Source organism: Dactylosporangium sp. NPDC049742 (assembly GCF_040674675.1).
Lineage (GTDB): Bacteria > Actinomycetota > Actinomycetes > Mycobacteriales > Micromonosporaceae > Dactylosporangium > Dactylosporangium maewongense.
In genome coordinates, this window is the sequence record NZ_JBFANF010000044.1 from 15,124 (window position 1) to 38,807 (window position 23,684).

Annotated in this window: 15 protein-coding genes and 2 pseudogenes; 6 read left to right on the plus strand and 11 right to left on the minus strand. The window is 72.6% G+C overall.

What is annotated here, in order from left to right; genetic code table 11:
• Positions 1 to 551: 551 nt before the first annotated feature.
• Positions 552 to 3,005 carry a transglycosylase domain-containing protein gene (locus tag AB0J72_RS39445; protein ID WP_363408609.1) on the minus strand — a complete coding sequence of 818 codons (2,454 nt, stop codon included), beginning with the start codon at positions 3,003 to 3,005 and terminating at the stop codon, positions 552 to 554.
• 432 nt (positions 3,006 to 3,437) lie between these two features.
• Here AB0J72_RS39445 and AB0J72_RS39450 point away from each other — a divergent pair, with 432 nt between their 5' ends.
• The gene (locus tag AB0J72_RS39450; RefSeq protein ID WP_344515926.1) at positions 3,438 to 3,746 is read left to right on the plus strand and encodes a WhiB family transcriptional regulator; all 309 of its coding nucleotides are present in this window, start codon (positions 3,438 to 3,440) and stop codon (positions 3,744 to 3,746) included.
• An 8-nt stretch (positions 3,747 to 3,754) separates the two neighbouring features.
• On the opposite strand, the gene AB0J72_RS39455 is transcribed toward AB0J72_RS39450, so the two are convergent.
• From AB0J72_RS39455 to AB0J72_RS39465, 3 genes are all read right to left on the minus strand, one after another.
• Positions 3,755 to 4,873: an ArsA-related P-loop ATPase gene (locus AB0J72_RS39455; RefSeq protein WP_363408612.1), complete on the minus strand. Its 1,119-nt coding sequence runs from the start codon at positions 4,871 to 4,873 to the stop codon at positions 3,755 to 3,757.
• 34 nt (positions 4,874 to 4,907) lie between these two features.
• Positions 4,908 to 5,843, minus strand: a complete 936-nt coding sequence (locus AB0J72_RS39460; RefSeq protein ID WP_363408615.1) for an ArsA-related P-loop ATPase — start codon at positions 5,841 to 5,843, stop codon at positions 4,908 to 4,910.
• 77 nt (positions 5,844 to 5,920) lie between these two features.
• Positions 5,921 to 6,895, minus strand: coding sequence for a hypothetical protein (locus tag AB0J72_RS39465; RefSeq protein WP_363408618.1), 975 nt, complete (start codon positions 6,893 to 6,895; stop codon positions 5,921 to 5,923).
• Between the two features lie 157 nt (positions 6,896 to 7,052).
• Between AB0J72_RS39465 and AB0J72_RS39470 the strand changes: the two genes are divergently transcribed.
• From AB0J72_RS39470 to AB0J72_RS39490, 5 genes and pseudogenes are all read left to right on the plus strand, one after another.
• On the plus strand, positions 7,053 to 7,211 hold the full coding sequence (locus tag AB0J72_RS39470) for a hypothetical protein (protein ID WP_344515934.1): 159 nt from the start codon (positions 7,053 to 7,055) through the stop codon (positions 7,209 to 7,211).
• Between the two features lies 1 nt (position 7,212).
• Positions 7,213 to 7,674 carry a RidA family protein gene (locus tag AB0J72_RS39475; RefSeq protein ID WP_363408621.1) on the plus strand — a complete coding sequence of 154 codons (462 nt, stop codon included), beginning with the start codon at positions 7,213 to 7,215 and terminating at the stop codon, positions 7,672 to 7,674.
• 76 nt (positions 7,675 to 7,750) lie between these two features.
• The gene (locus AB0J72_RS39480) at positions 7,751 to 8,536 is read left to right on the plus strand and encodes an MBL fold metallo-hydrolase (protein WP_363408624.1); all 786 of its coding nucleotides are present in this window, start codon (positions 7,751 to 7,753) and stop codon (positions 8,534 to 8,536) included.
• Positions 8,533 to 12,027, plus strand: a pseudogene (locus tag AB0J72_RS39485) (adenylate/guanylate cyclase domain-containing protein); the annotation flags it as partial. The gene AB0J72_RS39480 and the pseudogene AB0J72_RS39485, both read left to right, overlap by 4 nt.
• 1,163 nt (positions 12,028 to 13,190) lie before the next feature.
• A complete protein-coding gene (locus tag AB0J72_RS39490; RefSeq protein WP_363408627.1) occupies positions 13,191 to 14,753 on the plus strand; it encodes a serine/threonine-protein kinase in 1,563 nt (520 codons plus the stop codon).
• On the opposite strand, the gene AB0J72_RS39495 is transcribed toward AB0J72_RS39490, so the two are convergent.
• From AB0J72_RS39495 to AB0J72_RS39525, 7 genes and pseudogenes are all read right to left on the minus strand, one after another.
• Positions 14,707 to 15,867, minus strand: a complete 1,161-nt coding sequence (locus AB0J72_RS39495) for an acyl-CoA dehydrogenase (protein WP_354889084.1) — start codon at positions 15,865 to 15,867, stop codon at positions 14,707 to 14,709. The two genes, AB0J72_RS39490 and AB0J72_RS39495, sit on opposite strands and share 47 nt — an antisense overlap.
• A 34-nt stretch (positions 15,868 to 15,901) precedes the next feature.
• Positions 15,902 to 17,923 carry a biotin carboxylase N-terminal domain-containing protein gene (locus AB0J72_RS39500; protein WP_363408631.1) on the minus strand — a complete coding sequence of 674 codons (2,022 nt, stop codon included), beginning with the start codon at positions 17,921 to 17,923 and terminating at the stop codon, positions 15,902 to 15,904.
• Positions 17,924 to 17,937: 14 nt separating this feature from the next.
• Positions 17,938 to 19,518 carry a carboxyl transferase domain-containing protein gene (locus AB0J72_RS39505; RefSeq protein WP_363408634.1) on the minus strand — a complete coding sequence of 527 codons (1,581 nt, stop codon included), beginning with the start codon at positions 19,516 to 19,518 and terminating at the stop codon, positions 17,938 to 17,940.
• 2 nt (positions 19,519 to 19,520) lie between these two features.
• Positions 19,521 to 20,618, minus strand: coding sequence for an acyl-CoA dehydrogenase family protein (locus tag AB0J72_RS39510; RefSeq protein WP_363408637.1), 1,098 nt, complete (start codon positions 20,616 to 20,618; stop codon positions 19,521 to 19,523).
• Positions 20,615 to 22,107: pseudogene (locus AB0J72_RS39515) on the minus strand (acyclic terpene utilization AtuA family protein). The gene AB0J72_RS39510 and the pseudogene AB0J72_RS39515 overlap by 4 nt, the downstream one beginning before the upstream one ends.
• Before the next feature lie 56 nt (positions 22,108 to 22,163).
• Entirely contained in the window at positions 22,164 to 22,961 is a 798-nt protein-coding gene (locus tag AB0J72_RS39520; RefSeq protein WP_363408640.1) for a TIGR03084 family metal-binding protein, read from the minus strand.
• A gap of 1 nt (position 22,962) precedes the next feature.
• A complete protein-coding gene (locus tag AB0J72_RS39525; RefSeq protein WP_363408643.1) occupies positions 22,963 to 23,601 on the minus strand; it encodes a TetR/AcrR family transcriptional regulator in 639 nt (212 codons plus the stop codon).
• Positions 23,602 to 23,684 lie beyond the last annotated feature (83 nt).

The window sequence follows — 23,684 nt, forward strand, 5'->3', positions numbered from 1 at the left end:
GGGCCATTCAGAGCTGGGTGCTTCGTTGTCGCGCAGCGCACTTGCAAGCTGAGCGCCTGGTTCGGCGCTCGGCCTCTGGCCTCGACGCTCAGCGGTCCCGTCTCCGCTCTGTCTCGTCCTGCCGTAGCCCGACCTTGGCCCGCCCCGCCCTGGGCTGTCCTGCGCCGCCCTGGTGTTGTGCTGCCCCGCCTGGCCTGCGCGACTCCGACCCGGCCTGGCTCGCCTGCCCTGCCCTTGACCCGCCTGGCCTGCCTCGACCCGCCAGGCTGGCCTGCCTCGACCCGGGCCTGGCTTGCCGGCCCCGCTCTTGCTCTGGCCCGCCCTGGTCCGGCCCGGCCTGCCCCGGCCCTGCCTGTCCTGCGCTGGTCTGTCCGGCTCGCGCCGTCCCCTGACCTGCCCAGTCCCGCCCGTCTGTCCGGCACTCCGTGTGTCGGCCGAGGCCCGGTTGGGCAATTCGAGGGCCTCGCGTGCGGGGCGTTGGAGAAGAGCGGAGACGGGAGCGGCCGCCCCGGGAGGTCCGGGGCGGCCGCTTTGTGTGCTGTGGTGCGGGGTCAGCAGACCCAGGGGAGTGGGCATTCCGTGTCGTCGCGGACGCCGTTGCCGGTGGCGGGGTCGGTGCCCAGGTAGGGCGGGGCGGGGTTGCCGGGGCCCTTGCTGATGATCAGGGCGACCTGGCCCCCCTTGACCGTGGCGCCGCCGGGTTCGGTGCGGGCGACGGTGCCGGCGGGGCAGGGGGAGGGGACCTGGCTCGGGGAGACCGTCACGGTGAAGCCGGCCCGGCTGATGCGGCTGCGGGCCTGGTCGACCGGGGCGCACTTGACCGACGGGATCTCCACCAGCTTGCCCATCGACTTGTCCTTGGTCGGCGCCGTGAACTGCACCACCGGCTTACCGGCGAGGCCGTCCTTGAGCGTGCCCAGGGTCGCGTAGTTGATCTGGGGGTGCTTCATGTCCTTGTTGGTCTCGGGCCAGTCGGGGTCGGTGAGGAAGCCGCCGACCGCGAGCTGCTTGGTCATCGCGACGAACGTGGCGCTCTTCTCCGAGTCGGTGGTGCCGGACTTGCCGGCGACCGGGCGGCCGACGTACTTGCGGGCGTAGCCCGCGGTGGCGCCGCCGCACTTGCCGGTGGCGGACTGGTCGCCGACGGGGCAGCGGGCCATGTCGACGGCCGCGCGCGCGACCTCCTTGTCGACGACCTGCTTGCACTTCGGGTCGAGCCCCTCGACCTTCTTGCCGCTGTTGTCCTTGACCTCGAGGATCGGGGTCGGCTCGCAGTACAGGCCGTCCGCGGCGAGCGTGCCGTAGGCGTTGGCCAGCTGCAGCGGCGTGGTGGCGCTGACGCCGAGGGTGAAGGCGCCCCAGCCCTTCGCGTTCTGGGGCTGGGCCAGGTTGGCGTCCTCGGGGGCGTTGAACTGGATGCCGAGGCGCTTCGCCACGTCGACCACCTTGTCGGCGCCGACCTGCTGCTCCAGCGGCACGAAGTACGTGTTGATGGAGCTGCCGAACGCGGTCCACATGTTGTACGGACCGGACTGGCCGCCGGCGTTCTTCGGGCAGTACCAGGGGCCGTTGCAGGCGGCCGGGCTGCTCGGGTTGATCTTGAAGGTCGACTGGAACTGCTTCTCGGTGTTGATCGTCGTCGCCAGGGGCAGGCCGGCCTCCAGCGCCGCCACCGCGGTGAACATCTTGAACGTCGAGCCGGCCTGGTAGCCGGGGATGTCCTTGTCACCGGTGATGATCGGCACCGTGGTGTTCGGGTAGTTGCCCTTCTGGCCCTTCTTGTCCGGGTTGGTGTTGGCCCCGTTCTTGCTGTTGTCGTTGCTGAACGTGCGGTTCGTCGCGATCGCCGTGACCCGGCCGGTGCCCGGCTCGACCGCGGCGAGCATGATCGCGTTCTGGTTGCCCAGCCGGATCTTCTCGTTCTTGCCGACGTTCGGCTGGTCGGCGGCGTACTTGAAGGCCGCGGTCTGGGTGTTGACGTCGAGGGAGGAGATCACCGTGTAGCCGCCGGCGCGGAGCCGGTTGGCGCGCTGGTACTGGTCCTCGCCGAAGACCTTCTGCTCCATCCACCAGCGGCGCAGGTAGTCGCAGAAGAAGCCGGCGCCCAGCTCGTTGGGGCGCTGCACCGACTCGCAGCCCTCGGGCGTGCGCTTGCCGACGATGTTCAGCTTGGTCTTGCCGGCCTCGTCGGCCTGCTGCTGGTTGATGTAGCCCATCGCGACCATCTGGTTGAGCACGTACTTCTGCCGGTCCAGCGCGCGGGGCAGGCCCTCGGCGGTCGCCGGGTCGCTCGTGCCGGGCGCCTTGACCAGGCCGGCGATGAGCGCGGCCTCGGGCAGGGTCAGGTCCTTCGGGTCCTTCTCGAAGTACACGTGCGCGGCCGCGAAGATGCCGTAGGCGCCGTGACCGAACGCGGCGATGTTGAGGTACCGAAGCAGGATCTCGTCCTTGTTGAGCTTCTTCTCAAGGTCGATCGCGTACTTCATCTCGCGCAGCTTGCGCGTGGGGGTCTTGTCGGTGGCGTCCACCACGTCCTGCGGCGTCTTGGCCGAGTAGGAGATCGCCTGCCGCACGTACTGCATGGTCAGCGTCGAGGCGCCCTGCTCGGCGGAGCCGCCGGCGTTCTGGTTGGCGACGAACGCGCGCGCCACACCCTTCACGTCGACACCGCGGTGCTCGTAGAACCGGTTGTCCTCGGCGGCCACGATCGCCTTGCGCATGACGTCGGCGACGTCGGTGAGGTTGGTGACGTCGCGGCGGTTCTCGTCGTACATCATCGCCAGCAGGGTCTTGCCGTCGGATGCGTACACATAACTGATCTGCGGCGACGGCAGCACATCGATGTCAGTCGGCAGATTCTCGAACGTGTCGGCGCCGGCCTTCGCGGCGAGGCCCGACATCGCGACCGCGGGGAATGCGGCCGCAGCGACCACCAAGCCCGCGAGCAGCCCACACAGCAGGAGTGATGCTGCATTGGGCAGCAGGCCGTGTTCGCGTTTGCGCATCCAGGTCACTTCCTCAGACTACGGGACGGCGTCATGAGGCCGCGTCCTGATGGTGGCGTCCTCGTTGTCCTAGACGCGTGACACCGGGCGTGAGGTTGACCCGTAGCCGAGTCTGATACACGGATCGCGGGGGTGCGGGCTTTTTGGGCAAATCGCACCCGGTCGTGACGCAGCGGTAGCACGCTCCGGCCTTTTGGTGGATCACATAAGGCCGGTTAACCTGGTGCAACAACGTTGCGTAACTGGACGACTACAGAGCATGATGTTCCGGAAAGCTCCTCTCGGGGTTCCCGTGGCCGGGGACCCTCCTGTCGCGCCGGGTAGCCCGGCGAACTGCATCCAAAAGCCATGGGGGGACGTGGTTTGGGTGCTATTCGCTGGGGCAAGCACGGCGGATGGACCCGGGGGGAGTCCAAGGGGGGAAGAGGAAATATGAGCATGGTCGTCGACTGGCCCAGCATCGCCGCGTGTCGCAATGGCGACCCGGACGCTTTGTTCGTCCAGGGTGCCGAGCAGAACGTGGCGAAGCGGATCTGCCGGAGCTGCCCCGTGCGGTATGAGTGCCTGGCGGATGCCCTCGACAACCGGATCGAGTTCGGAGTCTGGGGCGGCATGACCGAGCGCGAGCGCCGTGCGTTGCTGCGCCGTCACCCGCAGGTGCCCAGCTGGCGCAAGATGTTCGAAGCCGCCATGGATCGTAACGAGAAGGACGCCACCAAGGAGCTCGTTCCGACCGGCTGAGGCACCGGCTAGAACGAGTATCCGATCGCGCGCAGCCCGTCGAGGTCATGGACGTCGGCGGGCTGTGCCGGAATCTTCACGACCGGCACACCCGGGTGGGCCCGCAGGAACCGACCTGACACCGCCGCCTGCCTGTCCCGCTGGTCCGCGAGCTCCGCGTGCACGCGCAGCACCTCCGCCGTCGCGGGATGCTCACCCAGCTCGTCGAGGCGGCCGGCGGCGGCACGGGCATCGTCGGCGCTCAGCGCCGCGGGCACCGACACCACCCGGTTGAGCACGAGACCCGCCAGCGGCATCCGGTCGGCCGCGAGCCGCCCGGCGAAATACATCGCCTCCCGGACCGCGTCCGGCTCGGGCGCCGCCACCACCAGGAACGCCGTCTCCGGCGCCTGGAGCACCCGGTACGTCTGCTCGGCGCGCTCACGGAAGCCGCCGAACATCGAGTCGAGGGCGCCGACGAACCCCGACAGGTCGGTCAGCAGCTGCGCCCCGAGGATCTTGGTGACGGTACGGCTGAACAGCCCGAACGAGGCAGACACCAGGTTGAACACGCTGCGCCCGCCGGCCCGGGCCGGGGCGAGCAGCAGCCGCAGCATCTTGCCGTCCAGGAACCGCGACAGCCGCGCCGGCGCGTCGAGGAAGTCCAGCGCGGAGCGCGACGGCGGCGTGTCGACCACGATCAGGTCCCACTCGTCGCGGGCCCGCAGCTGGCCGAGCTTCTCCATCGCCATGTACTCCTGCGTGCCGGAGAACGTGGAGCTCATGGCCTGGTAGAAGGGGTTGGCGAAGATCTCCTCGGCCCGCTTCGGGTCGGTGTGCTCGAGCACGACCTCGTCGAAGGTCCGCTTCATGTCCAGCATCATGGCCTGGAGCTCGGCCGCGTCGGGCTGCAAGCCCTTGACCAGTCGCGGCGTGTTGTCCAGCTCGGTCAGGCCCAGCGCCTGCGCCAGCCGGCGTGCCGGGTCGATGGTGAGCACCACCGTGCGACGGCTGTGCCGCTCGGCGGCGCGCACCGCGAGCGCGGCCGCGGTCGTGGTCTTGCCGACTCCGCCGGAGCCGCAGCAGACGACGATGCGGATCGCCGGGTCGGCGAGGATCGCGTCGACGTCGAGCTTGGGGGTCCCCACCTAGCGAGCGTATCCGTTCATCGCTCGGTCAAGCTCAGGTGAGCAAGAGATCACCGAGGGACTCCAGCGCCTGCGGGGTGACACCACCCGGGAGCACGGGCAACTCCACCACCGGCCGGCCGAGACCCTGCAGGTCGGCCCGCAGCGACGCCTCCGCGGCGACCCGGGTCTGATACGCCTTGGCCTCGCCCGCCAGCCCCGCGAGGGTCTCCTTGTCGGCGGTGAGCCCCGCCGCGGTCAACCCCCGGCGCAGGTCCGCCTGGGTCACCTTCGCCCCGGCCAGCACGGGCGGGCGGGTCGCGTTGACGATCACCGTGCCGATCGGGATGCCGAGCCGGCTGAGCTCTTCGATCGCGTCCGCGGTCTCCTGGACCGGCATCTCCTCCAGAAGAGTGACCACGTGCACAGCCGTCATCGGCGAGCGCAGGATCGCCGCGACGCCCTCGCTCTGCGTCTTGATCGGGCCGACCTTCGCCAGCCGGGCCGTCTCGGCGGTCACGTTGAGGAACCGGCCGATCCGCCCCGTCGGCGGCGCGTCGAGGACCACCGCGTCGTACACCCGGCGGCCGTCGACGGTGCGCGTCACCGCCTCCTTGACCTTGCCGGTCAGCAGCACGTCGCGGAGCCCCGGCGCGACGGTCGTGGCGAAGTCGACGGCGCCGACCTTGCGCAGCGCCCGGCCGGCCACGCCGAGCCGGTAGAACATCTCCAGGTACTCCAGGAGCGCCTCCTCGGCGTCCACGGCCAGCGCGCGGACCTCGCCGCCGCCGCTCGCCGTGGCGATCCGCAGCTCCTGGTAGGGCAGCGGGTCGCGGTCGAAGACCTGCGCGATGCCCTGCCGGGCCTCGACCTCGATCAGCAGCGTCCGCCGGCCGTCCCGGGCCAGCGCGAGCGCCAGCGCGCCGGCGACCGTGGTCTTGCCGGTGCCGCCCTTGCCGGTGACCACATGCAGACGGGCGGGCCAGCCCATGCTTCCTGCACGGCCGCCCCGCCCGTCCTGAGACTCGCGCGTTGTCACCCCTCGACGCTACAGGGCGCCGTCAGCGACTACGCGGCAGTGATCTCGCACACCCACCAGCCGTTGTCCTTCGTCGCGAGGAACTTGTACTTCGACTCGGCGACCTTCTCGTCACTCGTGGCGACCTTGATTCCCACGACCAGCGTCGCCGAGGAGGCGTCCTGCTTCTCGACCGTCGGGGCGGGCCAGGTGTAGGTCGGGCTGGTCAGGCCGGCGTCGTACTTCTTGATGTCGTCGACCCGGGCGGCCAGCTTGTTCTTGTCACGGGACGACGCACAGACGTACTTGAGCGCCTCGGTGGTGTTCTTGTCCTTGTAGACGGCCTTCAGGAAGCCGTTGACCGCGTCGACCGCGCTCGCCTGGCCCTTGCCCTGGTTGCCCTTCTGGACGAAGTACGCCGCCGCGCCGCCACCGCCGCACAGGACGAGCACGACCGCCAGGACGATCAGGGTGATCATCAGGCCGCGCTTCCGCGGCGGCGCCGGCTGCTGGTAGCCGGGCTGGTAGCCACCCGCGTACGGGTCGGCCGGGAAGCCACTGGTCGGCTGGCCGGGGAAGCCGCTCGTGGGCTGGGCCGGGAAACCGCTGGTCGGCTGCTGCGGCAGCGGACCCGTCGGGAACGGCCCGGTCGGCTGCGGACCCGTCGGGAACGCGCCCGTCGCCGGGTACTGCGGCTGCTGCGGGTAGCCCTGCTGCGGGTACTGCGCCGGATCCGGCTGCCCGAACTGCGGCTGCTGCCCGAACTGCGTCGGGTCCGGCTGCTGCGGATACCCGGCCTGCGGGAACGGCGGCTGGACCGGCACCGCGTACGGCTGGCCGGACGTCGGCGGAGCGGAGGTCGGCGGCGCCGAGGTGGGCGGCACGGCGAACGGGTCCTGCGGGCCCGGCGCGGGCGGCCAGCCCTGCCCCGGAGCCGGCTGCGGTGCCTGACCCGGCGCGGCGTAAGGGTCGCCCGGCTGGCCCTGGTATTCAGGCTGCCCGGGGTACTGGGGCGGTTGTGTCATGTCTCCACCTCGTGTGCGACGGCCGGTCCGCCGGCGGTCCGGCTCCCGGGACCCGTGCGGCGCGGCCCTTAGGGTAGCCGTCGCACGCGAGCATTGGGGGACCCCATTTCGGTCGGCGTCCGCTCGTCGCGCCGCAGGCGACCGATAGTCTCCCCTCATGCAGAAATGGGAGTACCTGACCGCACCCCTGCTGGTCCACAACACGAAGCTGATCCTGGACAACTTCGGCGAGGACGGCTGGGAGCTCGTGGCGATCGTGCCGGGCCTCAACCCGGAGAACCTCGTGGCCTACTTCAAGCGTCCCAAGGCGGACTGACGTGGGCAATGAGGTGTTCACCCGGCTGGAGGAACTGGGCCTGACGATCCCGGCGGTCGTGCCGCCGGTCGCCGCCTACGTGCCGGCCGTACAGACGAACAACCACGTGTATGTCTCGGGGCAGCTGCCGATGGTCGACGGGAAGCTCGTCGCCGCCGGCCTGGTCGGCGCCGACGTGACCCCCGAGCAGGCCAAGGAGCTCGCCCGCCAGGCCGGGCTCAACGCCCTCGCCGCCGTGCACGCCCTGGTCGGCCTGGACAAGGTCGTCCGAGTCGTCAAGATCGTCGGGTTCGTCGCGTCGGCGCCGGGCTTCACCGGCCAGCCGGGCGTCATCAACGGCGCCAGCGAGCTGTTCGCCGAGGTCTTCGGTGAGGCGGGCCGGCACGCCCGCAGCGCCGTCGGCGTCTCCTCCCTGCCGCTCAACACCCCGGTCGAGGTCGAAGCGATCTTCGAGGTCGCCTGAGCGACGGACCCCCGTGCGGGTTCGATGCCCGGTCGGGTGACGTGTCGTGGGAACCGGCCCGCCGTACGATCACTTCGTGGTAAGCCACGTCACCGTCCCGACCGCCGAGGTCCTCACGTCGTTGCCCGACTGGGTGACGCTGGTCCGCGCGCCCAACCCGGGCCCGATGACGCTCGACGGCACGAACACCTGGCTCCTGCGGGCGCCCGGCGGCGGCTGCGTCGTCGTCGACCCGGGCCCCCTGGACGAGGGCCACCTGCGGGCAGTCGCCGGCCACGCGCCGATCGCGGCCATCATCCTCACGCACAGCCACGAGGACCACACCGAAGGTGTACCGCGGCTCGCCGAGCTCACCGGCGCGCCGGTCCACCAGCCGCCGGTACACACGACACTCGACGTCGACGGCGTCCTCATCGAACCTGTCATCACGCCCGGTCACACCGCCGACTCCGTCTGCTTCGCCGCACGGCACGGCGACCAGCGGCTGATGCTGACCGGCGACACCATCCTCGGCCGCGGGACCACCATCGTCGCCTGGCCCGACGGCGACCTCGGCGACTACCTGGCCAGCCTGCGGCTGCTGGCCGGCTTCGAGGGCGTGCCCGCGCTGCCCGGACACGGTCCGGCGCTCACCGACACCGCCGTCGCCGCCCGCTTCTACCACCAGCACCGCGAGGCCCGCCTCGAGCAGGTCCGGGCGGCGCTCGCCGCGGGCGCCACCGATCCCGCCGAGGTCGTCGCTCTGGTGTACGCCGATGTCGACCGCAGCCTGTGGACAGCGGCCGAGTGGTCCGTCCGGGCGCAACTTGCCTATCTGAGTCGGGAATCACAACCACCCCAGCCAGGGTTGGACGCAACGTGACGTGTTCGGTGTGTGGAACCGTGGCCGTTCCGGGTGCGCGGTTCTGCCACCATTGCGGCTCCGCGCTGCCGGCCGCGGCCACCCTCCCGGCCGCCGAGCGGCGGATCGTGACTGTTCTCTTCGGCGACCTGTCCGACTTCACCGCCTGGTCGGAGGACCTCGACCCGGAGCGGGTCGGCGCGGTCACCGACCGGGTGCTCGCCGCGCTCGCCGGCGCGGTCAAGACCTTCGGCGGCCACGTCGACAAGCTCACCGGCGACGGCATCATGGCCGTCTTCGGCGCCCCCGTCGCCCACGAGGACGACGCCGAGCGGGCCGTCCGCGCCGCGCTGTCCATGCAACGGGCGGTGCGCCGGGTCCTCGACGACGAGCGCGGCGGCGGCGCCCCGCTCGGGCTGCGCATCGGACTCAACACGGGCACCGTCGTCGCCGGCGTACAGGCGGGCATCGAATACACGGTCATCGGCGACACCGTCAACACGGCGGCCCGGCTCGCCGACGCCGCCGCGATCGGCGCCGTCTACGCGGGCGACCGCACCTCCGCCACCACCCGGCGGCTCGCCTCCTGGCGCGCGCTGCGCCCCCTCCGCCTGAAAGGCAAGCGGGAGCCGGTCGAGGCGTACGAGCTGCTCGGCCTGCTCGACGCCCCCGGCACCCGCTCCGGCCTCGGCGACGAGGCGCCGTTCGTCGGCCGCGAGGCGGAGCTCGCCCGCGTCTCCGGCCGGCTCGCCGAGATCGCCGACCGGCAGGAGACCCGCGTCCTGGTCTTCACCGGCGAGGCCGGGCTGGGCAAGTCCCGGCTCGCCGGCGAGATCGAGCGCTTCGCCGCCGGCTACCTCGGCACCGCGGGCTACACGCCGAGCGCCGGGTTCGCGCCCGGCGGCGGCGCCCGCGTGCTGTCCGTGCACTGCGCCGCCTTCGGCGAACGCCGTCGGCTCGCGCCCCTCGCCGACCTCGTCCGCGCCGCGATCGGCCTGCCGCCGGACGCCACCAACCTCACCCGCGAGGCGGTCGAGGAGCGGCTGCGCCGCCTCGCGCAGCGGCTGGCCCGCGCCGCCCGCGGCCGCCCCGAGCCGCCCCGCTTCGCCACCGACCTGCTGCTGAGCCTCATCGGCTACTCCGGCTCGTCGGCGGAGGCATCCTGGGTTGCGCCCGGCGCCAAACCCGACGAGCTCGACCTGCACGCCGTGCCCAACGCGGTCGCGGAGCTGCTGTCCGGCATGGCCGCCGAGACGCCCCTCGTCGTCATCGTCGACGACCTGCACGACGCGACCGCCGAGACCGTCGACGCGCTCGGCGCCGTCATCGAGCGGATCACCGGTCCGGTCCTCATCGTGCTGCTCGGCCGGCCCGAGCTGGTCCGCTCCGCCGGCGTCCTCACCCGCGTGCCCGACGCCGAGCTGGTGCCGATCCCGCCGCTGCGCGGTGCCGACGCGGCGCGGCTGCTCAGCGCGTACCTCGGCGGCGGGCGGCTCGCGGCACCCGACGAGGACCGGCTCCTCGCGACCGCGCAAGGCAACCCGTTCTACCTCGCCGAACTGGTCACCCTCCTCCAGGAGCGCGGCGCGCTGAGCACCGTGCCCGGCAGCGACCCCGTCGGCTGGCGGCTCACCCCCGGCTCCCTCGGCGGGCGGCTGCTCTCCCGCGACCTCGCCGCCGTCCTCGCCGCCCGCATCGACGCGCTGCCCGCCGACACCCGCGCCGTGCTGCGCGACGCGGCCGTCATCGGCGACACCGTGCCCAGCCGGGCCCTGGAGGCGCTGCGCTTCAACCCGCCCGGCCAGCCGGCCCGGCCCGCCGTCGTCGCCGCCGTCGAGCTGGAGCGCGCCGTCGAGGAGCTGCTCCAGCGGCGCATGCTGCGCCGCGCCCGCGGCGGGTACGCGTTCGCCACGCCGCTGCTGCGCGAGGCCGCGTACGCCGGCATCGGCAAGGCCGACCTCGCCGAGCGGCACGCAGCGCTGTCCCGCTGGGCGGCCGCGGCGATGACCGCCTGGCAGACCTCCGGCAACACCGGCGGCACCGTCACCGGCCTCAACATGACCGCCGGCGCCGCCGACGCGTTCATCGCCGACCACGCCGAGCGCGCCTCCCAACTCGCCGACGTCGTCGGGCTGCGCCCCGACTCCCTCGCCCGCTCCGCCGCGCCGCTCGGCGTCCAGGCCCTCGGCCGCGCCGCCCGCGAGGCCCTCGCCACCGGCGAACCCGCCCAGGCCGCCCAGGCCGCCGACCGGGCCGCCGCCCTCGGCGCCGTCGCACTCGGCGACCGGCTCGTCCACGCACGGGCGTTGCTCCAGCTCGGCCGGGTCTCCGAGGCCCTCGCCAGCGCCGAGAAGGTCACCGCCAACGCGCCCGACGACCCCGCGGTCCGGGTCGGCGCCCTGCTCGTCGCCGGCCGCGCCTACCGCGCCACCGGCGACCAGCGCCGCAGCTACCAGACCCTCAGCGAAGCCCTCGAAGCGGCGACGGAGGCGCGCCTCACGTACGAGCGGGGCGACGCCATGCGCCGGCTCGGCATGGCCGACTTCCTCGAAGGCCGCCTCGCCGAGGCCGGCGGGCGCTTCGCCGAGTCCTTCCAGATCGCGGTCAGCTCCGGCGACCGGCGGGCGCAGGCATGGTCGCTGCAGCACCTGGCCTGGGTCACCACCACCCGCGGCGACTTCGCCGGCGCCGACGCCGCCCTCGGCCGGGCCGCCCGCCGCTTCGCGGAGCTGGGCGACCCCGTCGGCCGGGCCTGGCTGCGCGGCACCACCGCCTTCGTCCGCCTGCTCGCCGGCAGGCTCGGCGAGGCCAGGCGCCTGGCGAAGGCGTTCCTGCCCTTCGGCGAGCGGGTCGGCGACGCCTGGGCGGTCGGCACGCTGCGCGCGGTCGAGGCCTTCGCGGCCGCGGAGAGCGGCGACCTGGCCGACGCCGACCGGGAGGCGCGCCGGGCCTACCGCGACTTCGCCGCCGCCGGCGACGACTGGGGCCGCGGCCTCGCGCTCGTGGTCCGCGGCGTGGTCGCCCGCGAGCTGGCCGAGCCCGCGCACGCCTTCGACCTGCTCACCGACGCCACCGAGTACGGCGAGAAGACCGGCCACCCGCTGCTCATCGGCATGTCGCGGACGATGCGCGGCTTCGTCAGCCTGGACCGCGGCGACGCGGCGGCCGCCGAGGACGACGCCAGGGCCGTCCTGCAGGTCGTGGAGACCCACGACGTCCTCGAAGCGGCGAAGGTCGCGCCGCGGGTCCTGTTCGGCCTGGCCCGCCAGGCCCAGGGCGACCTGGCGGCGGCGCTGGAGGTGCTCGGCTGCGTGGCCGCGGACCGCCCCGGCCCGTCGGTGATGTTCTCCCGCCGGCACGCGGTGGCCGCCTACGCCGCTGCCCTGCTCGCCGCGGGCCGGCAGGTCGAGGCCCTCGACTGGGCCCGGCAGGCGCAGACCCTGGCCGGCGAGGACGTCCGCAGCCGGATCTACGCGGCCCGCGTCCTGGCCGACGCCCTCGAGGCCAACGGCCAGTGCGACGAGGCCGCCGTCGTCACCGCCGCCCTAGCCACCTGACACACCGCGTCACGCGCTGACGCGACGTGATTGTGTGGTAACTCGACTGGAGATCAATTTCCGGTGAGGGTGTAAGGTAGCTTCAAAGCGGCCACGCAGCGCCGACCTCGCCCTGGTGCGTTCCCGGTCGAGCGACGCCCCGGCAACGCCGGCCTCCGACCGCGACGATGACTTGGCCTGACGACGTGCTCGCGCGTCTGCGCGTCAGGCGGCGGACGCGAGTGGCGGGCCGGCGGCTCCTGGCTGGGGATGATCGGCGGGTGCCCGGCGGTCTCGTGTGGAAGGTGCGCTTCCGGGCGCCGCTGTGTCTGACCGGGGCACGGTTTCGCCGGCGGGCCTGTGTCTGACCGGGGCACGGTTTCGCCGGCGGGCCCTTGATCGCCTTCGACCGGATGCTGGCCGGTGTGCGGGCCGACGTGGTCGCCGCCGGTGGCATCGACTAGCTCCGGTGGCTCGACTGGCCGGGCGTCGGTGGAATCGAGCGCAGTGCGGGTGCATCAGCGTGCTGCCGGTGGCGGCAAGAGGCCGTGGGAACCCGGCGAATCGGGCGGTCCTTCGGGTCGTCGCCGCAAACCGGCTCACGCCGTCGGGGGATCTTGAGGTGGGCAGACCGCGAAGATCCACGTTGCTTGTGACAGTGCGGGTCGGGTTCTGGGGTTCGTTCCAGTGCGTTCTTCCCCAGCCCGGTGAGCGGCGACCCTGGCGGTGACGGCTCCAGCCCGGCAAAGACCCAGCCCTGGCGGGGCTCTGCCCCTGGCGGCGGCCCCCGGCACCCGCGACCCTGGCGGCGGCCTCGGCCTCTGCAGCGATCCCAGCGCCGGCGGAGGCCTTTGCGGCGATCCCAGCGCCGGCGGAGGCCGCTGCGGCGATCCCAGCGACGGCAGGCTGGCGGACTCGGCAGCGGCGACAAACGTGGGCGTGGGCGACGAGATCGCGCCTGTGTGGTGGGTGGCGGGCGCGGTGGGTGGGGCGGCGGCTCTTGTGGATGGGTGGGTGGCGTGTTTGCGGGGTGATCAAGGGGGCGGTGGGCGGCGTGGGGGACGGGTATCGATGGCTGGCGGGGTGTTGTGGCCGATGCGTGACGGCGAATGTCGGGTGGCTGTCGTACCGTTCTAGCCGTGGCCGATGCCGTACCCCTGCCGACGGTGCCCGGGATGACCGGGTTGACCGTGTTTGCGCGTGGCGGGTATGCGACCGTCTACCGGGCGACGCAGGAGTCGGTCGGGCGGGAGGTGGCGGTCAAGGTCGAGCATCGCACGCTGGAGTCCGAGCGGGACCGGCGGCGGTTCATGCGTGAGGCGCGGGCCGCCGGGCGGATGTCGAGCCACCCGCACGTGGTGGACCTGTTCGACGCGGGGGTCACCGACCTCGGGCACCCGTACCTGATCATGGAGCTGTGCGACGGGTCGTACGCGGAGCGGATGCGGGACTCGCCGCTCAGTGCGGCCGAGGCGCGGGACGTCGGGTTCAAGATTGCTGATGCGCTGGCCGACGCGCACGCGCTCGGGGTGCTGCACCGGGACGTGAAGCCGGCGAACATCCTGTTCAGCCGGTTCGGGGAGCCGGCGCTCGCCGACTTCGGGCTGGCGATCCTGGCCGAGTGGCGCGACGAGTCCATGACGCTCGACACGCTGACGCCGGCCTACGCGCCGCCGGAGACGTTCCGGCAGTCGCCGCCGGCCGGGTCGGCGGACGTGTACTCGCTGTGCGCCACGCTGTACGCGCTCATGCGCGGGCGCCCGCCGCGGTGGCGGGAGGACCAGGCGCCGAGCCTGCTGTCGCTGGTCGACATGTTCAACGAGCAGATCCCCGACCTGCCCGGCTGCCCCGAGAACCTGATGGCGGTGCTGCGGGCCGGCATGGCCAACGACGAGACCGCCCGGCCGTCCGCGATCGAGCTCCGCGACCAGCTGATCAACCTGCGCCTGGAGCCGGCGCCGCAGGTGGTCGTCCCGCCGCTCGGCTCGCCGCCGGTGGAGCCGGTGTACACGTCGAAGCCCCAGGCCGAGAAGAAGCCGCCGGTCGAGAAGAAGCCGCCGGTCGAGAACAGGGATGACCCCGACAAGACGGTCCAGCACGGCATCGAAGAGCGGCCGGAGATCGTGCTCGACACGCCGACCCCGCCGCCGGGCGCCAAGCGGTTCATCCTGGTCGCCGCGGCCGTCCTGCTGCTCGTGGCGGCCCTCGCCGGCGCCGGCATCGCGTACAACCTGAAGGCCGGCAAGAAGGAAGGCCCCGACCCGGCGAAGAGCCCGTCCGCGAGCGCGGCCACCGAGAAGGGCATCCCGGCGACGATCGCGTGCCCGCCGACCGCGCCGAAGACCGCCCGCTGCTCGCAGACCGTGGAGTGCTTCGACGCGGCCAAGAAGGCGGTCGGCTGTGAGACACCGCACACCTGGGAGGTGTTCGCCTACGGCGACCTCCCCAAGGGCAGCCAGGTGCGGTCGGCCCAGGACAGTCAGACGGTCCGCGAGGTGTGCAACGTGAAGACGTTGCTGCTCGTGTACCTGCCTGCGGTGGGATGGGACGTGGACGTGCTGCTGCCCGGCGTGGCGCAGCAGCAGGCGGGACCGACCACGTTCCGCTGCCTGGCCGGCGAGCCGCCGGGCACGTTCACCGGCCAGCAGCTGCGCGTCAGTAAGACTTCTCCTGCCCCATCAGGTGCTGGGCGACGAAGTTGAGGATCATCTCCCGCGAGACCGGCGCGATGCGGCCGGCGCGGGTGGCGCCGAGCAGGGTCGCGACGCCGTACTCGGTGGTCATGCCGTTGCCGCCGTGCGCCTGGATCGCGGTGTCCACGGCCAGCGCCGACGCCTCCGCCGACGCGTACTTGGCCATGTTGGCGTTGACGCCCGCCTCCAGGTCGCGGCCCGCGTCGTAGAGGGCCGCCGCCTTCGCGACCATGAGCCGGGCCAGCTCGACCTGGATGTGCGCGTGCGCCATGGGGTGCGCGACGCCCTGGTGGCTGCCGATGGGGCGGCCCCAGACGGAGCGCGAGGCGGTGTAGGTGGAGGCCCGCTCCAGCGCGTACCGCGCGGTGCCGCAGGCCATCGCCGCGACCGTGATCCGCTCCGGGTTGAGGCCGGAGAACAGCGCCGGCAGGCCCGCGTCGGGGTCCTCGCCGATCAGGCAGGAAGCCGGGACCCGTACCTCGTCGAAGAACAGCAGGAACTGGTTCTCCGGCGACACGATCTCCATGTCCAGTTTGGACATGGTGAGCCCGGGGGCGTCCGTGGGGACCATGAACAGCGCCGGCTTGAGCTTGCCGGTGCGGTCGTCGGCCATCCGGGCGACGACCACGACCTGCGAGCATTCGTCGACGCCGGAGATGTACACCTTGCGGCCGGTGATCACGTAGTCGTCGCCGTCGCGGCGGGCCACGGTGGACAGCTTGTGGAAGTTGGAGCCGGCGTCGGGCTCGGTGATGGCGAAGCAGACCTTCCGCGTGCCGTCGGCGAAGCCCGGCAGCCAGCGGGACCGCTGCGCCTGCGTGCCGTGCCGGTCGACGATCGTCGCGGCGATCGCGGGCGACACCACGAGCAGCAGCAGCGGCGCGCCGGCCGCGGCCAGCTCCTCGCAGACGATCGCCAGCTCGGTGATGCCGCCACCGCCGCCGCCGAACTCCTCGGGGACGCTGACGCCGAGGTAGCCGAGCTTGGCCGCCTCGTCCCACAGCTCGTCGGAGTGCTCGCCGGCCTTCGCCTTGCGCACGAAGTACTCGTGCCCGTAGCGCTTGCCGAGCTTCGCCACCGCGTCGCGGAGGTCCTGCTGTTCCTGGGTGTAGTCGAAGTCCATGAGGGGTGGGCTCCAATCGAAAACGAAACCAAAGCTAGGCCGGCGACAGCACCGCCAGCAGGGCTCCCGACTCGACCTGCGAGCCGGCCGCGACCCGCAGGTCGCTGATGACACCGTCGGTGGGGGCGTGGACGGGGTGTTCGAGCTTCATCGCCTCCACGGTCAGCAGCAGCTCGCCGGCGGCGACCCGCTGGCCGGGCACGACGAGCACGCGGCCGACCGCGCCGGGCAACGGCGCGATCAGGGAACCTTCGGGCTGCTCGGCGACCGGCAACGGGTAGCGGGGCAGCTCGGCCAGCGTCACCGAACCCTCGGGACTGTCCACGTAGGACACCGGGCCGACCTCGTGGACGGCGAAGTGCAGCCGCACCCCGGCGACGTCGAGCACGACCTGGTCGCCGGTCGCGGACAGGATCTCGACCGGCGGGTGGTCGGGCGCGCCGGCCGGGTCGAGCGCGGCGCCCGGCAGGTCGACGTCGTCGGGGTCGACGCGGCGCACCGCCCAGGCCGCCAGGTCGTTCAGGCGGTCCAGCCGGTAGCCGACCTCGATGATGCCGGTCGGCCCCTCGTACACCACGGACTGCAGCGAGCTCGGGACGTTGCGCCATCCGGAGGGCAGCCCCGGCAGGGTGGCCCGCTTGGCGCGGCGGGCGGCGCCGGACAGCGCGGCGGCGAGGCACGAGAGGCGCACGGCGTCCACTGAGGACAGCAGCGGCACGAAGACCTCGGGGTGCCGGTCGAGGAAGCCGGTGTCGGTGCCGCCGGACAGGAACGCCGAGTGCCGCAGCACCCGCACCAGCAGGTCCCGGTTGGTGGTGACGCCGTGGAAGCGGGCGCGGGCGAGGGCGTTGGACAGCATCCTGGCGGCCTCGGCGCGGGTCGGCGCCCAGGCGATGAGCTTCGCGAGCATCGGGTCGTAGTGCACGCCGACCACGGAGCCGTCCACGACCCCGGCGTCCAGGCGCAGCCCCGGGGCGGGCAGCGGGCCGAACGCGTGCGCGACGCCCGGCACGTCGAAGCGGTGCAGCGTGCCGGTCGAGGGCATCCACGCGTAGGCGGGGTCCTCGGCGTACAGGCGGACCTCGATCGCGTGCCCCCGCAGCGGCGGCGGGCCGTTGAACGGCAGCGACCCGCCCTCGGCGACGACCAGCTGGAGCCGCACGAGGTCGACGCCGACGACGCACTCGGTGACCGGGTGCTCGACCTGCAGCCGGGTGTTCATCTCCAGGAAGAAGAACTCGCCCGACGGCGCGAGGAGGAACTCGACGGTGCCGGCGCCCACGTAGGACACCGCCCGGGCGGCGGCGAGCGCCGCCTGGCAGAGCCGGTCCCGCAGCTGCGGGTCGACGGCCGGCGACGGCGTCTCCTCGACGATCTTCTGGTGCCGGCGTTGGATGGAGCACTCGCGCTCGCCGAGCGTCACGACGTTGCCGTGCGTGTCGGCCATGATCTGGACCTCGATGTGGCGGGCGCGTTCGATGTACCGCTCGCAGAACACCGTGCCGTCGCCGAACGCCGACGCCGCCTCGCGCCGCGCGGCCGCGACCGCCTCGGCGAGCGACTCGCGGTCCCGCACGATGCGCATGCCCCGGCCGCCGCCGCCCGCGGACGCCTTCACCAGGACCGGGAACGTCTCCACCTGCTCGGGCTCGAGCGCGGTCGGCAGCATCGGCACGCCCACGTCGGCGAGCAGCGCCTTCGCCTCGATCTTCGAGCCCATGAGCGCGATCGCCTTCGGCGACGGCCCGACCCAGGTGAGCCCGGCGTCGATGACGGCCCGCGCGAACTCGGCGTTCTCCGACAGGAACCCGTAGCCGGGGTGCACCGCGTCGGCGCCGCACTTGCGGGCCGCCGCGATGAGCAGGTCGCCGCGCAGGTAGGTGGCGGCCGGCGCGTTGCCCGGCAGGTGGACGGCGTAGTCGGCCTCGGCGACGTGCGGCGCGTCGGCGTCGGAGTCGGAGTAGACGGCGACCGTCTCGACGCCCATCGCCCGGCAGGTGGCGAACACCCGCCGGGCGATCTCGCCGCGGTTGGCGACAAGTAGCCTGCGAATCACGGCTGGTCCTTTGCTTAGAGGCGGAAGACGCCGAAGTTGGGGTTCTGGTCGCCTGAACGGACGAGTGCCAGGCACATGCCGAGCACGGTGCGGGTGTCGCGCGGGTCGATGACGCCGTCGTCGTACAGGCGGCCGGACAGGAACAGGGCGGCCGACTCCTGCTCGACCTTGTGCTCCACCATGAACCGCATGGTGCGGTCCTGCTCCTCGTCGTAGGCGTGGCCCTTGGCCTCCGCGGCCTGCCGGGCGACGATCGACAGCACCCCGGCGAGCTGCTGCGGGCCCATGACGGCCGACTTGGCGTTGGGCCAGGTGAAGAGGAACCGCGGCTCGAAGGCGCGGCCGCACATGCCGTAGTTGCCGGCGCCGTAGGACGCGCCGATGTTGACCGTCAGGTGCGGGACCCTGGAGTTCGCCACCGCGTTGATCATGAGCGCGCCGTGCTTGATGATGCCGCCCTGCTCGTATTCGCTGCCCACCATGTACCCGGTGGTGTTCTGCAGGAAGAGCAGCGGCGTGCCGGCGGCGTTGGCGAGCTGGATGAACTGGGCCGCCTTCTGCGCCTCGGCGGAGAAGAGCACGCCGCGGACGTTGGCGAGGACGCCGATGCGGTGGCCGTGGATGGCGCCCCAGCCGGTGCACAGGGCCTGGCCGTAGGCGGGCTTGAACTCGTCGAACTCGCTGCCGTCGAGGATCCGCGCGAGGATCTCGCGGGGGTCGAAGGGGACGCGGAGATCGGCGCTCGGGATGCCCAGGAGGTCGTCGGCGTCGAACTTGGGTTCGGCGCCGTAGCTCCGGCCGACGGAATGCCCGAAATTGCGGACGACGCCCCGGGTGAGGCGGAGCGCGTCGCGCTCGTCCTCGGCGATGTAGTCGGCCAGGCCGGAGCGGGAGGCGTGCATCGCGGCGCCGCCCAGCGTCTCGTCGTCGACGGTCTCGCCGGTGGCCATCTTCACCAGCGGCGGGCCGGCGAGGAACACCTTCGCCCGGTCCCGCACGAAGATCGTGTAGTCCGACATGCCGGGCACGTACGCGCCGCCGGCCGTCGCGTTGCCGAACACCACCGCGACCGTCGGGATGCCGGCCGCCGACAGCCGGGTCAGGTCGCGGAACGCCGCCCCGCCCGGGATGAAGATCTCCGCCTGCTGGGGCAGGTCCGCGCCGCCGGACTCGACCAGGTTGATCATCGGCAGCCGGTTCTCGCGGGCGATCTGCCCCGCCCGCTGGGTCTTCTTCAGCGAGAACGGGTTGACCGCCCCGCCGCGGACCGTGGGGTCGTTCGCCACGATCACGCACGGCGTGCCCTCGACGATGCCGATGCCGGTGACGACGCTCGCCCCGACCGGGTAGTCGGTGCCCCACGCGGCGACCGGGCAGATCTCCAGGAACGGCGAGTCGCGGTCGACCAGCAGCTCGATCCGCTCGCGGGGCAGCAGCTTGCCGCGGGCGTGGTGCCTGGTCACGTACTTCTCGCCGCCCCCGCCGCGAGCCTGCCGCAGCGCCGACTCCAGCTCGGTCAGCCGCTCCAGCATCGCCTCCCGGTTGTCCAGGTAGGCGGGCCCGCGCGGGTCCAGCGCACTGGTCAGGATCGGCATGCTCAGACCCCCAACTGCTTCGCGATGATCTCGTTCATGATCTCCGTGGTCCCGCCGCCGATGCCCATGATCCGAGCGTCCCGGTAATGGCGCTCGACCTCGGCGTCGCGCAGATACCCGAGGCCACCGTGCAGCTGCACGGCCTGGTCGACGACGTGGTCGCAGGCCGCGACCGCCGTGTTCTTCGCCATCGCCACCTCCGTAACGAGTTGATCGCCGCTTGCGACACGCAGCGCGGTGTGTCGCACGTAGGTGCGGGCGACGTCGACCTGCCGGGCCATCTCGGCGAGCCGGTGCCTGACCAGCTGCCGGCCGGCGAGCGGCCGCCCGAACGTGTGCCGGTCGCGGACCCAGGCGAGCGTCAGGTCGAGGCACCGCTGCGCGGTCGCGTAGCACTGCACGGCGAGGGAGAGTCGCTCGGCGGCGAAGTGCGCCAGCAGCGTCTGGATGCCGCCGACGTCGTGGCTCCTCGGCACCCGCACGTCCACGAAGGACAGCTCGGCGGTGTCCGAGCAGTGCCAGCCCATCTTCTCCAGTCGTCTGGTGACGGTGAAGCCTTCCGCCACGACCAGCCGCACGCCGTCCTCGGTCCGCACCGCCGTGGTGGCGAAGTCGGCCCTGGCGCCGCTGGTGATGAAGAGTTTCGTGCCGTTCACGGTGTACGAGTCGCCGTCGGCCTTCGCGGTGGTCCGGATCCCGGCGACGTCGGATCCGCCGTCCGGCTCGGTGATCGCCAGGCAGCCGATGCGCTCGCCGCGCAGGGTGGGCCGCACGTACCTGTCGATGAGGTCGGCGTCGCCGCTCGCGACGATGTGCGGCAGCGCGATCCCGTGGGTGAACAGGGCCGCGATCAGCCCCGACGAGCCGCCCGACTGGATGATCTCCTCGGTGACCACGATCGAGTCGAGCAGGTCACCGCCCTCGCCGCCGACCTCCGCCGGGAACGCGATCCCGAGCAGGCCCAGCTCGGCGGCCTTGCGGTGCAGGTCGCGGGGCACCTCGCCGGCCCGCTCCCACGCGTCGAGGTGCGGCACGATCTCGTTGCGGGTGAACTTCCGCACAAGGTCCCGCAGCTCCGGCTTCGCGAACGCGTCGATCATGGCAGCAGCTCGTCGGGGATGTCGACGACCCTCGATCGCAGCCACTCGCCGAGGGCCTTGCCCTGCGGGTCGAAGCGGGTGCTGGCCGCGACCCCGTCGCCGAGGATGCCGCGCACGACGAAGTTGAGCGCGCGGAGGTTCGGCAGCTCGTAGCGGCTGACGTCGCGCACCTCCGGCAGCAGCGTCTTGAGCAGGTCCTCGGTGAGCGTGGCCCGCAGCCACGCGTACGCCTCGTCGGAGCGGGCCCAGACGCCGATGTTGGCGTCGCCGCCCTTGTCGCCGGACCTGGCCCCGAACAGCGTCCCCAGTGGCACTCTCATCGGACCTCCACCGTGCTGCCGTCAGGGAGGACCGCGACGTGCGGGACCTCACCGCGCGGTACCGAACCCGCTGAGAACACTCCGAAGGGCGTGGCGTCGCCCGGCGGACCGGTCAGGGTGAGGCCGGGATAGGAGGCCAGGGCCAGCTCGACGGCCGCCTGCGAGAACGCCCGGCCGGCCGCCTTCTGGTCGGTGCTCTTGATGTGCACGGCCAGCAGCGCGCTCGCCCGCTGCTCGTCGTCGGCGTCGGGGTGGTCCGTGCGGGCCAGCGTGAACTCCATCGGGTGGTCCAGCCTGCGCCGCAGCTGCCGCTCGACGAGGGCCGCCTTCTCCTCGATCCGCAGTCCACACAGGACGAACGTCATGCTGTTGCGGAAGCCGCCGAGGGCGATGGTGCCGACCTTCAGCGTGTCCGGCGGGGGGCTGCCCTTGACCCCGGTGACCTCGACCCGGTCCTGTCCGAGCTGAGTGAGCCGGATCGTGTCGAAGTGGGTGGTGACGTCCGGGCCGAGGTACTCGGGGGCGCCGATCTCGTACAGCAGCTGCGCGGTGACCGTGTCGACCGTGACGGCGCCGCCGGTGCCGGGGTGCTTGGTGATGACCGACGACCCGTCCCCGTGCAGCTCGGCGATCGGGAAGCCGGCGTGGTCGAGGTCGGGGATCTCGGTGAAGAACGAGTAGTTGCCGCCGGTCGCCTGGGCGCCGCACTCGAGGATGTGGCCGGCGACGGTGGCGCCGGCGAGGGCGTCGAGGTCGGCGGGGGTCCAGCCGTAGCGGGCGATGCCGGGGCCGACGACCAGGGACGCGTCGGTGACCCGGCCGGTGACCACGACGTCCGCACCTGCCTTGAGGCACTCGGCGATGCCGAACGCGCCGAGGTACGCGTTGGCGTTGGGACCGATGGCGTCGCCCTCGACGTGCGCGACCTTGACGCCCGGCGCGACGGCCTCGATCGCCTTGCGCAGGCCGGCCGGGTTGAGGCCGCCGGCGTTCGTGACGATCTTCGTGCCCTGGTCGCGGGCGGTCTGGACGAAGCCTTCCAGCTGCCTGAGGAACGTCTTGGCGTAGCCGGTGCCCGGGTCCTTCATGCGGTCCTTGGCCAGGATCAGCATGGTCAGCTCGGCGAGGTAGTCGCCGGTGAGCACGTCGAGCGGGCCGCCGTCGAGCATCTCCTGCCAGGCCGTGGCGCGGTCGCCGTAGAACCCCGAGGCGTTGCCGACGCGGATCACTGCCGCGGCTCCCGCTTCTGCCCGGGCGGCCCGGCGAACGCCTGGGCGAGCGTCATCCACTCCCGCGCCTCGTCGCCGGTGGCCTGCAGCGCGAGGTCGGCCGGGTTTCTGCGCTGGGTGACCAGCAGGCAGAAGTCCAGGGCCGGGCCGGCGACCCGGTTCGGCGCGTCCTCGGGTCCGAACGTCCACTGTGTGCCGTCCACCGTGGACAGCTCGACCCGGAACGGGCCCGCCGGCGCGCCGCGGCCGTGGCTGAGGAAGCTGTGCCCGATCGTGCGGAAGCCGAGGTTGGCCACGTGCCGCAGGCGGTCCGTGGGGCGGCGGTGCTCCTGGGCGTCGAGCCGCTCCGGGAACGTCTCGGCCACGTCCTGGCCGTGCGCCCACGTCTCCATCATCCGGCCGGTCGCGCTCGACAGCGGCGACATCGCGGTGCCGAACCACGGCAGCTTCTCGTCCTTGGGCCTGTCGGTCAGCGCCTTCGCCAGCGCGTCGCGGCCGTCGCGCCAGCGGCGCAGCAGCTCCTCGGGCGGGGCGATGTGCTCGGCCGCCGCGCGGTCCACCATCGTGAACGGGTCCTCGATCGCGCTCATCCGCTCGATGAACGCCGCCGGGTCGGTCGCCGCGAGGGTCGCCACCGTGTCGGTCCAGTGCAGGTGGGCGATCTGGTGCGCGACCGTCCACCCTTTCGCGGGGGTCGGCCGGCTCCAGTCCTTGTCGTCCAGCGCCGACACGAGGCGGTCGAGCGATGCCGACTCCGCCTTCAGGTCTTGCAGGACGTCGTCCAACGTCACCATCTCAGGTCCCCAGGATCGTCGTGAGCTGCACTTTCCACGCCGCGAGCAGCTGGCCGCGGCGGTGACTGTCGTCGGTGAGCAGGTTGGCCACGCCGAGGCCGCGCAGCAGGTCGAGGGTCGCCTGCACCGCCTCGCGGACGCCCGGCCGGCGCTCGTCGGCCCCGAGCAGCTCGACCGTCAGGCGGTGCATCTCGCGGCCCACCCGCGCCTCCAGGGGCACCAGCGCGTCGCGGAGGCCGACGTCGGTGCGGGCGGCGACCCACACCTCGAGGGCGGCGACGAACAGCGGACCGGTGAACGCGGCCGCCAGCATGTCCAGGACCTTGTCGAGCCGCTCGTCGCGGTCGCCGGTGAGCGCGGCGGCCTCGGTGCGGATCTCCTCGGCCCGCCGCTCGGCGAGGTGCGTGACGGCGGCGAGCACCAGGGCGGCGCGGGTCGGGTAGTGGTGCAGCTGGGCGCCGCGGGAGACGCCGGCGCGCTCGGCGATGACCGTGGTCGTGGCGCCCGACCAGCCGTGCAGGACCAGGCAGTCGACGGTCGCCTCCAGCAGGCGCTGCTGGGTGGCGCGGCTGCGCTCCTGCTGCGGGGCTCGGGTTGCGCTCACACCTTCGAGGTTGGCCCGTTCAAAACAAACAGTCAAGCCTGACTTTTTTGACCGCAGGCAAAAAGGCACGCGGCGGCGTGCCTTTTTGGGGTGTCTGTTCTGTTCCTCTGTCCTGCTCC

Bases quoted from the DNA above. Each gene is read 5' to 3' on its own strand.
- AB0J72_RS39495 (WP_354889084.1), bottom strand. From the start codon at position 15,867: ATGGACTTCGACTACACCCAGGAACAGCAGGACCTCCGCGACGCGGTG.
- AB0J72_RS39450 (WP_344515926.1), top strand. From the start codon at position 3,438: ATGAGCATGGTCGTCGACTGGCCCAGCATCGCCGCGTGTCGCAATGGC.
- AB0J72_RS39470 (WP_344515934.1), top strand. From the start codon at position 7,053: ATGCAGAAATGGGAGTACCTGACCGCACCCCTGCTGGTCCACAACACG.
- AB0J72_RS39505 (WP_363408634.1), bottom strand. From the start codon at position 19,518: ATGCCGATCCTGACCAGTGCGCTGGACCCGCGCGGGCCCGCCTACCTG.
- AB0J72_RS39465 (WP_363408618.1), bottom strand. From the start codon at position 6,895: ATGACACAACCGCCCCAGTACCCCGGGCAGCCTGAATACCAGGGCCAG.
- AB0J72_RS39510 (WP_363408637.1), bottom strand. From the start codon at position 20,618: ATGATCGACGCGTTCGCGAAGCCGGAGCTGCGGGACCTTGTGCGGAAG.
- AB0J72_RS39520 (WP_363408640.1), bottom strand. From the start codon at position 22,961: ATGGTGACGTTGGACGACGTCCTGCAAGACCTGAAGGCGGAGTCGGCA.
- AB0J72_RS39460 (WP_363408615.1), bottom strand. From the start codon at position 5,843: ATGGGCTGGCCCGCCCGTCTGCATGTGGTCACCGGCAAGGGCGGCACC.
- AB0J72_RS39445 (WP_363408609.1), bottom strand. From the start codon at position 3,005: ATGCGCAAACGCGAACACGGCCTGCTGCCCAATGCAGCATCACTCCTG.